The organism is Calothrix sp. PCC 7507 (assembly GCF_000316575.1).
In the GTDB taxonomy this organism is placed as follows: domain Bacteria; phylum Cyanobacteriota; class Cyanobacteriia; order Cyanobacteriales; family Nostocaceae; genus Fortiea.
Map to the genome: position 1 here is coordinate 2432719 of NC_019682.1, position 14684 is coordinate 2447402.

Annotated in this window: 7 protein-coding genes; 1 reads left to right on the forward strand and 6 read right to left on the reverse strand. The window is 43.0% G+C overall.

All coding sequences use genetic code 11. The annotated features are described in order from the left end of the window. The first annotated feature begins 11 nt into the window (after window positions 1-11). Window positions 12-1625 carry an NAD(P)H-quinone oxidoreductase subunit 4 gene (locus tag CAL7507_RS10560; protein ID WP_015128460.1) on the forward strand — a complete coding sequence of 538 codons (1614 nt, stop codon included), beginning with the start codon at window positions 12-14 and terminating at the stop codon, window positions 1623-1625. 106 nt (window positions 1626-1731) lie between these two features. Here CAL7507_RS10560 and CAL7507_RS10565 read toward each other — a convergent pair whose 3' ends face one another. The 6 genes from CAL7507_RS10565 to CAL7507_RS10590 form a co-directional block, all read right to left on the reverse strand. Beyond that, a complete protein-coding gene (locus CAL7507_RS10565) occupies window positions 1732-2148 on the reverse strand; it encodes a 2TM domain-containing protein (protein WP_015128461.1) in 417 nt (138 codons plus the stop codon). Between the two features lie 421 nt (window positions 2149-2569). After that, complete coding sequence (locus tag CAL7507_RS10570; RefSeq protein ID WP_015128462.1) at window positions 2570-2953, reverse strand: CVNH domain-containing protein; 384 nt, start codon at window positions 2951-2953, stop codon at window positions 2570-2572. 373 nt (window positions 2954-3326) lie between these two features. Then, a complete protein-coding gene (dpdE, locus tag CAL7507_RS10575; protein WP_015128463.1) occupies window positions 3327-6632 on the reverse strand; it encodes a protein DpdE in 3306 nt (1101 codons plus the stop codon). 193 nt (window positions 6633-6825) lie between these two features. Then, window positions 6826-8172 (reverse strand): ATP-binding protein, encoded by a 1347-nt coding sequence (locus CAL7507_RS10580; RefSeq protein WP_015128464.1) that lies wholly within the window; start codon window positions 8170-8172, stop codon window positions 6826-6828. 277 nt (window positions 8173-8449) lie between these two features. Continuing rightward, window positions 8450-11461 carry a beta-phosphoglucomutase gene (pgmB, locus tag CAL7507_RS10585; protein WP_015128466.1) on the reverse strand — a complete coding sequence of 1004 codons (3012 nt, stop codon included), beginning with the start codon at window positions 11459-11461 and terminating at the stop codon, window positions 8450-8452. 239 nt (window positions 11462-11700) lie between these two features. Continuing rightward, window positions 11701-14112, reverse strand: coding sequence for a sucrose synthase (locus CAL7507_RS10590; RefSeq protein ID WP_015128467.1), 2412 nt, complete (start codon window positions 14110-14112; stop codon window positions 11701-11703). Between the last annotated feature and the right edge of the window lie 572 nt (window positions 14113-14684).

Sequence of the window (14684 nt, forward strand, 5' to 3'; positions counted from 1 at the left end):
TGTCAGAAGTAATGAATGCTATGGAATTTCCCTGGCTAACAGCCATAATCCTCTTACCCCTGGTGGCATCCTTAGCCATCCCCCTCATCCCAGATAAAGAAGGTAAAACTGTCCGCTGGTATGGTCTGGGAGTAGCCCTAGCCGACTTTGGCTTAATGATTTACGCCTTCTGGCAACACTACGACTTCCAAACCTCTACACTCCAACTAGTAGAAAACTATCCTTGGGTACCGCAGTTAGGTTGGAATTGGTCAGTAGCAGTTGACGGTTTGTCAATGCCCCTAGTGTTACTAACCGGCTTAATTAACACCCTCGCAATATTCGCGGCTTGGAAAGTTACCACCAAGCCGCGTTTATTTTATGCCTTGATGTTAGTGATGTTCAGCGCCCAGTTAGGCGTGTTTGTCGCTCAGGATTTACTCTTGTTCTTCCTGATGTGGGAAATTGAGTTAGTCCCTGTGTACTTGCTAATTTCCATCTGGGGTGGACCAAATCGCCGCTATGCAGCCACCAAGTTCATCATTTACACAGCCGCTGCATCAATATTTATTTTGATTGCTGGGTTTGCAATGGCATTCTCCGGAGATACCGTCACCTTCAACATGGCATCTCTGGGAATGAAAGAATATCCCAAAGTTTTTGAACTGTTAGTTTACGCTGGTTTCTTAATTGCCTTCGGTGTCAAGCTGCCAATTTTCCCTCTCCACACTTGGCTACCTGATGCCCACGGTGAAGCATCTGCACCCGGTTCGATGATTTTGGCTGGTGTGTTGCTGAAAATGGGTGGCTATGCTTTAATCCGCTTCAACGTCGAAATGTTGCCCAATGCCCATGTAACATTTGCTCCAGTGTTGGCAATCTTGGGTGTAGTTAACATTGTCTACGGTGCTTGCTGTGCCTTCGCTCAAACCAACCTCAAACGCCGTTTGGCTTACTCTTCAATTGCCCATATGGGGTTTGTGTTGATTGGTATCGCTTCCTTTACAGAAATTGGCATCAGCGGCGCTGTGCTACAAATGGTTTCTCACGGTTTAATTGCTGCTAGCTTGTTCTTCCTATCTGGCGTGACTTACGAACGCACCCACACCTTGGCGATGGACAAAATGGGTGGGATAGCAAAAGTAATGCCCAGAACCTTCGCACTGTTTACCATCGGTTCAATGGCCTCTCTCGCTTTACCGGGGATGAGTGGCTTTGCTGGGGAGTTGATGGTGTTCCTTGGTTTGGCTACCAGTGATGTTTACAGTTCTAGCTTCAAATTTGTAGTCGTGCTGCTATCAGCGGTAGGCGTGATTTTGACACCGATTTACTTACTGTCGATGCTCCGCCAAGTATTCTACGGCAAGCAAAGTGAGGAGTTGCATTTAGATGCTGTAGTAACTGATGTGAAACCACGCGAATTGTTTATCACTGCTTGCTTGATAGTTCCTATTATCGGTATCGGCTTCTATCCTAAGTTAGCAACGCAGACATATGATGTGAAGACAGTAGAACTAGCAGCTCATGCGCGCCAAGTTCTGCCAGTTGTCGCTCATCAACAACCATCAAGTCTGTATTCCAGCTTGTTTACTGCTCCGACATTAGCTAATTCTCAAGTTGAACGTTCAATTAATATTTCTGAGTAAATTAACTGCCCATTAGGGGTGCTGCAAGTAAATTCTAAATATGAGGGGAATATAGGGGTGGTTGCAAAACCATCCCTTAAATTTTTTCTAGTTATTTTTGGGTAATTTATTTTGGCAGTTTTTTCAGCCATTCCTGAAAATCACGTTCATATGATTCTCCGTTAGTTTTGTAAGCCTTCACAGCATCAAAAAACAAACCTAAACCCCAACCCAAGATGGGAAAAATTGCCCAGAAATATGCAGGGCTGGTCAACAAATTCAACACAATCAAAAATCCATTTACCCCAATAAAAGCAATCAAGTGTGATTTAAACTCTCCACGTCGTTGGGAATGAAATTTCTGCCGCTTTTTCACTTCTATTTCTTGGATTAACCATTCTTGTTCAGCAGCTTGTAGCGATTCTGATGAAACTCCTAATTCTGAGGCTATTTCTATAATTTGCTGCCGTGAAACTTCTCCCTGTTGTTGACGGGCAAAAGCTTTTTGCAGAATCTGTTGCATTTGTTCGGAATTGTAAGTCATAAAAATACCTCAAAAGGTGAAAAAATAGCTGGGCGAATTGTAGCGGTTTTCAGTCGAATGCAATACAGGGCGGGGAAACCCCGCCCCTACGGGCTTGGCGATTTAAAACTGTACCTCATGGATCTAAAAACCGCGATAAATGGATTTTGAAACTTTAGCTACAAAACCATGAACAATATATTTACCCGTTGTTACGAACTGCTGAGACACACATTTTATATCTGAAAAAATAACCCATACAGTAATTGAAAACACAAATATGGATTTATTATGTGCGTTTTTATTGTTTTATATTTCAAAATAATGTGAAAAGTCATAATATAGGGGTGGTTTAGTAACCACACCGACAATTTTTCTGCTGCTCGTGTTAGGACTTTAGCTATAGAATCCTACTACAAACAAGTGATATGTTATGGATTGTTCAATTTTCAAACTTGAGAGTGCCGTCAATATTCGCAATATGCTCGTCAAGATTAATGTACGATCCTAAAGATGATTGATCTCTTCTTCTGCACTCAGCACGTAGTCTGTTTCTACCAGCTAAACCAACTTCATCGCAAGTCAGAGAAAATCTACTGTCTCCCCACTCCAAAGTACCGTCAATATTGCCGATATGTTGATTTAAGTCCATAGAAGTAAACCGAGTAGATCCATTAGCTCGCTGGCAAGCGGCTGTTAAGGTTGAGCCATCGATACGAATACCTTGACATGTCCGAGAAAAGTCACCAGTTGCCCAAGCGTTACCGATGAGTAAATTAAAGGTCAGAAAAACTGTGCAAAAAAAGGTAGCACAAATTCTTAGCATTTGTCATCTCTCCTAAGATGTATATTTGGTTAGGTCAACCAAGGTCATTCTACAGGAGTGTATTTTTATACATTTATAGTTAATAATTTTTAACTATTGGTCTGTTCGATTAATTTTGATGGACTTAGGACTTACGTATGTGTCACAGTCAAAAAATGGTGCATAACGCTACAAAATCGTAGCATTTCTCGACAAGCGTGAGGTACATCGGTAAGGGCATGGCACTGCCATGCCCCTACACAGCGTGATATATTTTTGTACTTCATTTGAATGGGAAGCGGGATATCCCTCTTCTGCTTGGCAAACAACCGTTTGCCCCTACGTACAATCGGGATTAAGAAATTTCCGAGCCTGACTCAACCTGATTAACTCATTAATCATCATCCTCAGATTGAATTGGAGGACGCCCAGAAACGATAATAAAACCAACAGAATCTAGGCGAATGGCGGGCTGACGAATTCCTGCGATAATTACTTGGCTTAATGCTGTTTCGTTATTGAGTTCTTGCTCTAGTGCTGGATCAGAAATTCGCTCTTGGTTGGTATGTCGGGTTAAACGCAGACGCAATTGGTCTAGTCTCTTACCTAATTTTTGTTCAGCATGGGTAGCGCTATTCTTACATAATGCACTAAAGTCGGGATGCTGATTGAGTAAATCTAAAGACGTGCGACGCGCCTGATAGCAAAATTCTTGCCACTTGCTAGACTCAACAAAGTTATCAAGAATAGATAAACGACTTTTGGCTAAGTTGTAATCTCGGTATTTACCACCTTTGCTCTTATAAGGACGTTGCAGGATATTTAAGAGTGTTTCATCTTCTACAGCAGACATTGATTCAGATCGGGCATCAATAAATACACTTTCTACAATTGGCGGAAATAAACTATCTGCCCGTCTTTGCAAAGTTTTATCTTTTGTAGTGTTGCCGATATAATTTGTTAAATTTGTTTCGACAATGTAATTAAATCGGAAACCATACCACTCTTTACCTTCTCCAGAGTCCCAATTTTCGTCAACTCGCCACATGGCGAAAGTTTTACCCCGGTCATCCCAATGAATATAAGATGAGAGTGCTTCTACAAGGTTTTCGCCAATGCGGTGGAGTTTTGCACCAGGTTGTTGATTTGCTACTCTCCGGTTAAAAGTCCCAAATTCTTCCAAGATACCGGCAAAATTGGTGCTTAAATTATCTGCTGGAACTAATGTGTTTTCGGTGGGCTTATAACGCTTTAGCGCTGATACATTAGGATTATTGATTGGCTGAAATCTCAACGCATTACAAACCCAATCTTCAGTTACTTGCTGGATTTCTTGATGACGAGCATCATAATCATCTAGAGATTGAAAATATTGGGTAGCGCTTTCATCCAAAGCATCTATTTCATCTAGGGCGTTTTGTTCGCTAATTTTTACTTGTTCTTGCTCAATTTCTGTTTGAATTACTTCTATGTTGCCTAATAATCCATTTGCCCCTGATTTAAATATTATTTCTGCCAAGGCTGGTAATTTTTCGTCAACATAAAACTGGAGACTGGCAATTGATTGCCCAAAGATATTAAACCCTTCTTTTAATAGCCGATACCATGCGTCATGGAGACTATCGGGTAAATCTACGCCAGCAAATACTGTCAACTCAACTTTCAATGGACGACCAATCCGGTCTATTCTACCAATTCTTTGTTCTAGGCGATTTGGCGACCAAGGTAGGTCAAAATATATCATGCAGTCGGTAAATTGTAAGTTACGACCTTCTTCGCCGGAGGAGTCGCAAACTAGAATAAAGCAATTGGGGTCTTTTTTAAACCGATTTAAGTTCTCTTCTACTTGAGCGCGAGTTTGTTTAACTTGATGACTGGCGATCGCCCCTTTACCAAAACGATCGCCCAAATATCGGACAATTTCGGCGCAAGTTTGCATAAAACTGGTAAAGACAACAATTTTGGGCAGACTGTCTCCCGGTATTGGTCTTTTTAACCGTTGTTGCACCTCTGTCAGCAATTTAGGGAGATTGAACTTGAGGGATTGTAATTTTAAAGGTTCGCAGAGTTGGTAAAGTATGACTGTGTTGAGCAATTCCAGGCGATCACCATCTTCTGAAGGTTGTTCTATAATTTGCAGCAAGCTTTGCAAAATCTCTGCTTCCTCAGCAAATTTAGGAGTTTCCATGAGGGTGCGAACACTATCAGCGCCAAATTCCTCAACTAATTCTGCGGTGGATAAACCCTTTAAACGTGCTTGAATTACCTGTTTTAAAATCCCCAGCCAGGTACCAGCAGCACGGAAGAACAAGAGAACAATCTGGTGATATTGTTGATCATCAGGCGCTACATGACGCCACTTCTCAATTAGTTCATGGATATCAGGCGATCGCTCATCTAAATCATACTCGGCTCTAAGTGTAATATTCCGCTCGAAAATCACATCTTCTACGGAAGCGCGACGATTGCGGAGCATCCGGTGGTGAAGTCTGTAGGTATCGCTGATATGGGTACGAATTGCCCTGACAATTTTAGATGTATCGCCCGATGTTGCTTGTAAAATATTTTCTAGCTCCTGTGCCAAGTTCAGTAAATACTCGTCTTGAGCAAACAGGTTGCGGAGTTGTTGAAGATTAGTTTTCAGAACTGAGGGGTTCGCACCTTCTTTAAACGACAGGAGAATTCGACCAATATCTTGGCGTTTTACCACCCTGTCACGAAAACCTGCTAAATCATTAAGTTGATAAGTTGCAGGATCGAGCAGATGCAGCATGGCGAGAAAATCTTGCTCGTGGTTGAGAACTGGGGTAGCCGAAAGTAGAAGCAGGCGATCGCTTTTATGTGCTAGTTGTTTGTAAGTCTCAAAACTCTTCCTTTGCACAGGGTCTGAAGATGTCGCCATTGCTGCGATATGGTGTGCTTCATCTAAAATGAGCAAGCCAATACTCGCTTTCGGGTTGATTTTGTGAATATCTTCAACCGCCAGCACTGCTACCCGCTTGAGAAAGTGGGAGATGTAAAACTTGTTTTCTAATTCCTGCTGCCATTGTTGCAGTAAATATTGCGGAACTAGAACTATCGCCCGTCCAGCGGGTTCATCCAATAAATATTGACGCAGAATAGCGCCAGCTTCGATGGTTTTTCCTAATCCGACTTCATCTGCTAATAAATATCGTTGAATCGGATCTTCGAGTACCCGACGGACAACTTCCACTTGATGTGGATAAAGCTTAATATTGGCGGAAATTAATCCTGTCATTCCCCGACTGACAGCGCGCTGCGAAATTAAGGACTTGACGAAAGCAAAGCGTTTATCGTGAAAATAAGGCGTTTCTTGTCCCCTCATGGCTAGAGTTTCGATGGGATCTGCTTGAGGTAAATTGCAACGCACGTAGACTTCCCGTTCGCTGACGGCGATCGTCTTTTTATCAGGTAAGTCAATTTGATACTTACGAACTTCCTCATCCCACTCGTAAATTCTGCCGATAATCCAGGATTCTTGGCTTTCCTGGTAAATACAGCATCGAGTTTGACGCTCGAGTTTACACTGAGATAGCGAATTTAAGGGTAAGCTTTTTTCTAAGCGTTGCCCAATTGAACAAAAATATTCAATATTTGCCTGGGTATCAGATATTTCAATTACCTTCCCTATGCCCAAGCTGTTATTTCGGGAACGTACCAACGAACCAAGTTTTATCATCTACTGTGTCTCTTTCTAACTGGAGTTTAGACTAAAAGCGATCTAAGGTAACATAAGTTGTGGCAGGCAATAGGCAATCTTGTTACAGGCAATAGGCATGAAAGTCCCTTGGTGTAAGTGTTTTCTTGTTAGTTCATGTCCTAATCTACCTGATTGATTAATTAGGCTTAAAAATATTGGTTTTGAAGTAGGTTCATCCGGCTAGCTGAATGTGCAAATCTCCCAAAGTTGGTAAATTGAGGGTAAAAGTTGTTCCTATCCCAACCAAACTGTCCACGGCAATTTCACCGCTATGTAAGTCTACAGCTTTCTTGACGATAGACATCCCTAATCCCATTCCCGGAATATTGTCTACATTGCTGGCGCGATGAAAGCATTCAAAGATGTGTTCGATATCATTGGGGGGAATACCAATTCCACGGTCTTGAATTTGTAAGATGGCCTGGTTGTGGGCATAAGTAAGAGAAAACTTGATTGTACTGCCGATAGGAGAGTACTTTAACGCATTTGAGAGTAAATTGTTGAAGATATGCCGCAATAATTTGGCATCAAAATTAGCTTGTATACATTGGTACTCAGAGTGAAAGGCGATCGCATGTTGCGTTTTCTGATCCTGTTGTAGTTCGTCTAATATCTCGCGGCTAAATTCGACTAAATTTAACGGTGCCGGGTGAAACTGCAATTTACTGTTTTCATCCTGACTCAAGAGCAATAAATCATTCAATAACTGAGTCATATACATGACAGATTTTTGAATGCGGTGGAAGTGGATAACTTGCCGCTCATCACTCCATTTATGCCGATAATGTTCCAATAATTCCGCCGAAGAGTGGATAGTAGCTAAAGGGTTGCGAAACTCGTGGGAGGTAGTGACGAGCAGGTGAGATTTAAGTTTACTCAGTTCTTTTTCTTTCAGAGTCGCTCGCCTCATAGCTTCTTCTGCTAGTTGTAGTTTTGCTTGAGTCCGCTTGGCTACGGTAATATCCCTTAATAACCAGCGCAGTTCCACCAATTGATTTGGCTGACGGCAAATGAAAACCACCTTTACCGCTACAATTATGGGTGTTTTGTGAAGGGGCTGTAGATTCACTTCCCACTCTTGTATTTCAGAACTATCATGTAGATTTTTCAGTTGCAGATGAAAATTAATTTTTTCTTCATCCACTACATAAATATCTAAGGGTGCCCCGATTAAGAAACTCTTGGAGTTATTGAGTAGGTTAGTAGCAGCAAAGTTAGCTTCTTGAATTACCCCTTTCATATCAGTTACCACATAAGCCTCTGGTGCTTCCTCAAACAATTCTTGGTAGCGCTGACGTTGTTTTAAGAATGCCTGTTGCGTTATGGACAACTCTTCATTCTGCCGCTGCAAGTCCTCATTGGCTATTTGCAGTTCTTCCAGAGCCAGGTGGATTTCCTCAAAGACTGCGGCGATGAGTTTAATATCTGCTTTGGCTTCTGGCTTTTCGCTTTGATGTTGCAAAAAAGCAATACGCTGACGCATATTCTGTATTTCTAAAGACCAGCCGTCCAAATTCACGCTATTGCTCCTCTTAGCTATTTGGAATCTTAGCTTTTTTTTAAGTCTGTTCTTCTAAATAAGTAATTTCAGCTAATACTAGTGGTTTGTCAGTTTTGTTTTGAGGGGTTTTTGGTAGTGCGGGCCGAAAAGCCCGCGTGAGCGAGACGCTCACACTACAGTCCCTCATTTCAACCCTGACAGACTACTAGGCTGTTTCATCGAAAAAGAGGCAAAGAAGCAAGGAGCAAGAGAGAAGGAACAGAAAGGATGACTGTTAACTGTTGACTGTTAACTGTTAACTGATCTTGGCTATTATATCTGCCCATTTGATACCTGCAAGACTGGGTAAGACTACATGCGCTGCTCCCACTCGTTCAGGGGGACCGAGTCCTACCGCCCACATACCAGCGGACAGAGCTGCTTCGACACCTGTAGCCGCGTCTTCTATCACCACACATTGCGCTGGTGGAACTCCTAGGAGGTTGGCGGCATACAAAAATAGGTCGGGTGCTGGCTTGGGTTGCTGCACACTGTAACCATCAGCGATCGCATCTACTTTATCAGCAATTCCCAAACGTTCGACAACTTCATGAGCATTTTTGCTGGCGGAACCAATAGCGGTTTTAATACCCAGTTGGCGGAGTTCATCCAATAGGGCGATCGCACCCGGTAACAAATCTTTAGTAGTAATATTTTGGATAGACTCTACATAGTAGCGATTTTTACGCTCCATCATCTCCTGGATTTGTGCTTCCGAATATTGCCTATCCCCAATTATCGCCATCAGCGAACCCCGACGAGATACACCCCGCAATGCTTCGTTAGCCTCCCGATTAAAAGGTATCCCCTCTTCATCTGCAAGTCTTTGCCAAGCTAAATAGTGATATTCGGCTGTATCTGTTAAAACACCATCCAAATCAAAAATTACTGCTTTAGAGGGGATTGGGGATTGGGGATTGGGGACTGCACTTCGGCTACGCTCAGTGAGCAGGGACTGGGGACTGGGGATTGGGGATTGGGGATTGGGGACTAGGAATTTATCTCCCCCTGCCCCCTGGACACTGAGCGGAGCCGAAGTGTGCCCCCTGCCCCCTGCCCCCTGCCCCAGTTCCTCATGCAAATCAAACTCGTGTAATTGTCCGCGCCATTGCAGCTGAAATTTTAGTCGCGTCCAACCGGGGGGTAAATGGGGGTTAGCTACAGGGCCTTTTTCCGTGAATTGGATACCACCGAATCCGAAAACGATAGCTTGCCAAACTCCACCGGCACTAGCGGCGTGAATTCCATCACTAGTATTACCTCTCAAATCTTGGATATCTACCATTGCTGCTTGCATAAATCGTTCGTAAGCTTCGGTTAATTTGCCTAAATCGGCGGCTAAGATGGCATGGATTGCTGGGCCTAGGGATGAACCATAGGTAATATCAGTGCGGGGTGCATAGTAATCCCAGTTGGTCTGTAATAATTTTTGGTTGTAGGGAAAATCGGCTGATTGTCGCATGAGATAGAGCAGCATTAGCACATCTGGCTGCTTGAGTACCTGGTGCTTGTTAGTGCTTTCAATGCCGAGGATGGCTTGTATCGAGCGGGTGCGGGGTTCGTAGTCCTGTAGGTTGATGTCTTGTAGTTGGAAAAACCCCTCAAACTGCTCGATTAATCCTGTTGTGCGCTCGCTAGAAATCCATATATTGCTGATAATATCTTGCCAGCGCATTCTCTGTTTGCTTGTCAGGTGCAGTTTCTGCTCTAATTGAGTCGCTTGCTCTGGGAAATTATGACTGAGCCAATCATAGACTAGGAGTGCTTTTTCTAAATGCCATTGCACTAGGCGGTTAGTGAAGGTGTTGTTGTGAACAAACTCATGGTATTCATCTGCACCGATGACTCCGCGAATTTCATACCGTTCAAACTGGGGATTAAATTCCACTCGACTACCCCAAAAGATAGCAGTATCGAGGATCATCTCAGCGCCACAATCCCGCATCCACTCATCATCACCTGTTGCTTGCCAATAGTACCAAACACCGTAGGCAATATCTGCACTGATGTGAATTTCGCGATCGCGGCACCAAATCCGCACGTCTTCACCGTAAAAATCACTAGGTAGCGACCAGCGGGGTGTTACTTCATCACCAGTTACAGCACTTTCCCAAGCATACATCGCGCCTTTATAACCGTAATGTGTGGCCTTGCGTCGCGCCCCATTCAATGTGTGGTAACGGTAACTGATCAAATTGCGGGCTATAGCTGGTTGAGTATAAATAAAAAATGGCAATATAAAAATTTCTGTATCCCAAAATATATGTCCGTGATAGCCAAATCCGGAAAGGGTTTTAGCGGGAATACTCACCTTGTCATCGTATTTTGGTGCAGCAATGAGCAGTTGAAAGAGATTGTAACGGACAGCAAAAGCGGCTGTGCGATCGCCTTCAATTAAAATATCGTTGCTTTTCCAAACCTGATTCCATGCCTGTTCGTGAGCGTCGAAGAGTGTATCGTAATCTGGCAGCAGAGCAAGTTTATTTTGCGCTGCTATGACTGGTGTATTAATGTCTCGCGAGGTAAAAACCGTGACAACCTTCTCTACTATCACTGTTTGCCCTGCATTAGCCAAGAAGGTCGTAGTGAAGGTAGGATAACCAGGAGCGCTGCTAATTTGCCATGATGTATCAACGCCCGAAATGCCCATCTTAGCAGCCATGCCGATATCAATTTGCGAACTGCGGGTGCGACGATGTAGCCAAATACCTGACTCAGTTTTGCCTTGCTCTAATTCTTGCCAGTGATTAAAGCCGACATTTTCCGGGTAGCCGTTAATACTAGCCTGAATTTCTATCAACCCATCAAAGTTGAGGGGCTTTAACTGCAAGCGCTGCCCTAAAATATGCTGATCAGCTAGACTGGCAAAGCGTTCAAACTGTATATCAATAGTGTTACCACTCGGACTCCGCCAACATATGGAACGGGTAAGAAGACCTTGGTACAAATCAAGCTGGCGATGATAGTTTAATATTTCTCCCTGATCCATGCGGAAGCGATCGCCATTAATAATCACCACCAACGGCAACCAATCTGGGCAGTTAACCAGCTCAGTGTAAACTACAGGCACATCATCATAGACACCGTGGATAAAGGTTGCTGGTGATCCTCGACTATAACCCTCCTCAAAACTGCCCCGTGTTCCCAAGTAACCGTTACCAATAGTAAAAACGGTTTCTTTAGAGTGAAATTGTTCAGGATCAAACTGAGTTTCAATTAATATCCAGTCTGTAAAAATAAAATGCCGAGAATTACCTTTAATATCCATTTTTGTTATTTGTCATTTGTCATTTGTTATTTGTTATTGGGCATGGGGCATTGAACTTGGAACTTGAGCCTTTGAACTTGGAACTTGAGCCTTTGAACTCGGAACTTGAGCCTTTGAACTCGGAACTTGAGCCTTTGAACTCGGAACTTGACTCTTAAGCAATGCCCAATGCCCAATCCCCAGTCCCTGCTCACTGAGCGTAGCCGAAGTGCAGTCCCCAGTCCCCAATCCCCAATTCCCTAACGACGCATATGCTTTTCTAATATTTTTTCGGCTCTGGGTTTGTAAATTAGATGAAATAAGGTTTCCATGTAGCGTAGTCTAGCTTCGTTATTGTCTGGAACTACGAAATTCCAGAAGCCGGAGATTTTAGCGAGTAAGACTAACTGACTGGTGTGTAAATGCCAGTTATATTTGTGATGAATTCGCTTGCTCATCCACTCCGAAACTTCCAGCCAATATTCAGGATGAGTATCACATTGATCAAGAAAATCCAAAATTTTCTTCGCTGTACCGGCAAAGTCTGTAGGGTTCAGATAAAAACCGTCTTCTCTGTCTTCGATAATTTCTAAAGCACCGCCAAATTGAGTAGCAAATGTTGGTAAGCCAGAAATCATTGCTTCTAAAATGCTCCGCCCAAAGGCTACAAAGTGGGCAAAGTGGACATATATTCCGCCACAATCTGCAACTACTCGGTAGACTTCGCCGATGTCACTACTGGGGAGACGCATTCCTACCCAGCGGATATGGCTATGCAGATGATATTTATTAACGATGTCGTGGAGTTTTTGGATTTCTGCTGCTTCTTCTGGGTTGGTGGCTTCAGATGGATGTAGCTTACTGGTTAAGATAATCAAGTTACAATGCTCTTGCAAAGCTGGACTTTGACCAAAGCATTCAGCTAACCCAGTGAGATTTTTAATTGAGGTGATGGGAGCGACGGTTAAGAGCGATCGCTTGTGAGGATTTTCTAAATGACCAAAAATTTGCGGATCTTCGTTGGTGAAGAGTAGATCATGGATTCGTTTACGAACGTCGGGATCTCGGTCTTCTTTTTGGCTATAGGAGAAGAAAATTTCTTCATTTACTCCCGGCGGCACCATGTTAAATTTGGGACTAAATAGATCAATCCCATCTATCACATGATACAAATTGGGCATGGTGAAAGATTTATACGACTCATATTGTCCCATTGTGTCTGGTGTGCCGACAATTTCTTGATAGGATGATGTGACGATAAAGTCAGCAGCATTCATGGTGATTAAATCGGCAGTAAATTGTGCTGAGAAGTTATATGTCTCTTCTAAGTCTTGCCAATAGAGGTTACTAAATAAGTATTTTGGTTTTTCTAGGGAGTGGGCAATATTGCAATGAGTAACTTTGAGCCGACGGGCGAGGAGAAAAGCCACTAAGTTACCGTCTGTATAATTGCCCACAATTAAATGTGGTTTTCCCTGGAATTGAGCTAGTAGTTCTTTTTCTGCATCTAGGGCGAATCTTTCTAAATAGGGCCAAGCCTCAAATTTAGAAATCCAATTGTTAGTAACTTCGGGATTGTATTCACCGAAGGGAACCCGCAAAATCCAGGCATTTTCTGTACCCTGGATTTTTTCCAGGGGTAAATTACAGAATGTGCCTTCACAGTTAGGTATGAGGCGGGTGAGGATAATTACGTGGGGTTTTATACCTAATAAATCAAGTCCAGCAAGTTTGATTTCTTCACGCAGTTGGTTTTCTAAGCTGCGGGCTTGTTCTAGGACATAGATCACTTGACCTAGGGTTTCATCTCTTCCTAACACGCCTGCTTGCGCCACCCAACCGTGGATAGAAATTAGGACGACGCGAAAGATGGCGGGGATGCGAGAAACAAATGCTTCCAAGATAGCAGGTTGCGGGTTGTCAATCAGTTTTTCGAGGAGTTGTAAGGTTTCGCAGATGCGGGAGGCTGTATTTCCCCAACCTGGTTCAAAGCCTAGTTGTTGCAGGTGAAAGTTAAAGTTTTTATGGGGTTCATCATCAGGTTGTTCGCTGAGAAATCTGATGGCTTGGCTGATTTGCTGGGCTAGATGAGTCCCTGATTTAATGCGATCGTTTATTAGTAGGGGAACGCCATCATAGTGTAATTTATGTAGTAAATCAAATAATATATTTAAGCAATATTGCGGGTCAGTCAACACTTGAGAACACAAATAACGATTGAGGAAGGCTAGACCTTGTCCAATATTGCGGGGGTCGCTAACTGATGGAGAATCCTTGTAGAAGGCGCTGAGGTCGATTTCGAGAATATTGGGTTGGTAGGAGTTGACTAAGCGATCGCTCACATCCAGGTATGCCTGGGGTGGCATCAAATCAAACTTAGTCAAGTCTGCTGTCAAATGCCAAAATTCTTGACTCGCAATCCGAGGACGGATCACCAACCAAATACTTTCCTCTTCCAGAATCATCTCATGGGTGCAGTGAATCAGTTTACCCACAGCGGAAGAGTAATAAAAGTGTTGAGGTTTTTGCGATCGCTGACAATAGTCTGCAAAGGCTTGCAAAATCTCTGTTCTCAGGAAATAACGCTTACCAGCAGCACGCAGGGCACAGATTAACTGCCCCAGAGTCGTTTTCTCATCGCTGTTGAAGACAGCTTTAACCAGTTCATGCATGATGAATTCCAGAACTCTAGTTAGGTCATGGCCTCAACTTTCTCTCCTCAACAACTCCGGTTTTCATTGGTGTTTAGAGGCACATTTCCCCTTCAATAGTAGAGAAGTGTCAACGCCCTCCGCTTCTAGCTTGGGGATGAGAAACCCAGGTGTTTTTAATTAAGGGGGAGTATATAGGGTTTCTTGGACAGGACTGACTGCTAACTTTACCTAAATTTTATTTATTGGCAAGTAATGTAAGAATATTATAAAGAAGATCAGGGGATCACATCAATCTACTGATTATTGAGTTTTTTTCTCTTGACAATGTAATCTATAAGTGCGTAGTATTCTTTTTGTGCGTATATCGAAAAGCTAAATAACAACATCAGAGAGATTTCAGACCTGATTCGTTCGATATGACTCATTTTTGCACAGAGATCGCAACGTAATAATCAGCGGTTTTCAATTAGCACTCAGGAATTCGGGGTAAATAAAGAACTGGCATTCACCAAATACATCACTTGACTTTGGTTGGTGAAAGTCTCTGATATCTAGTGAAATCTTGGAAACAAGAATCCTAGTCACTGAGG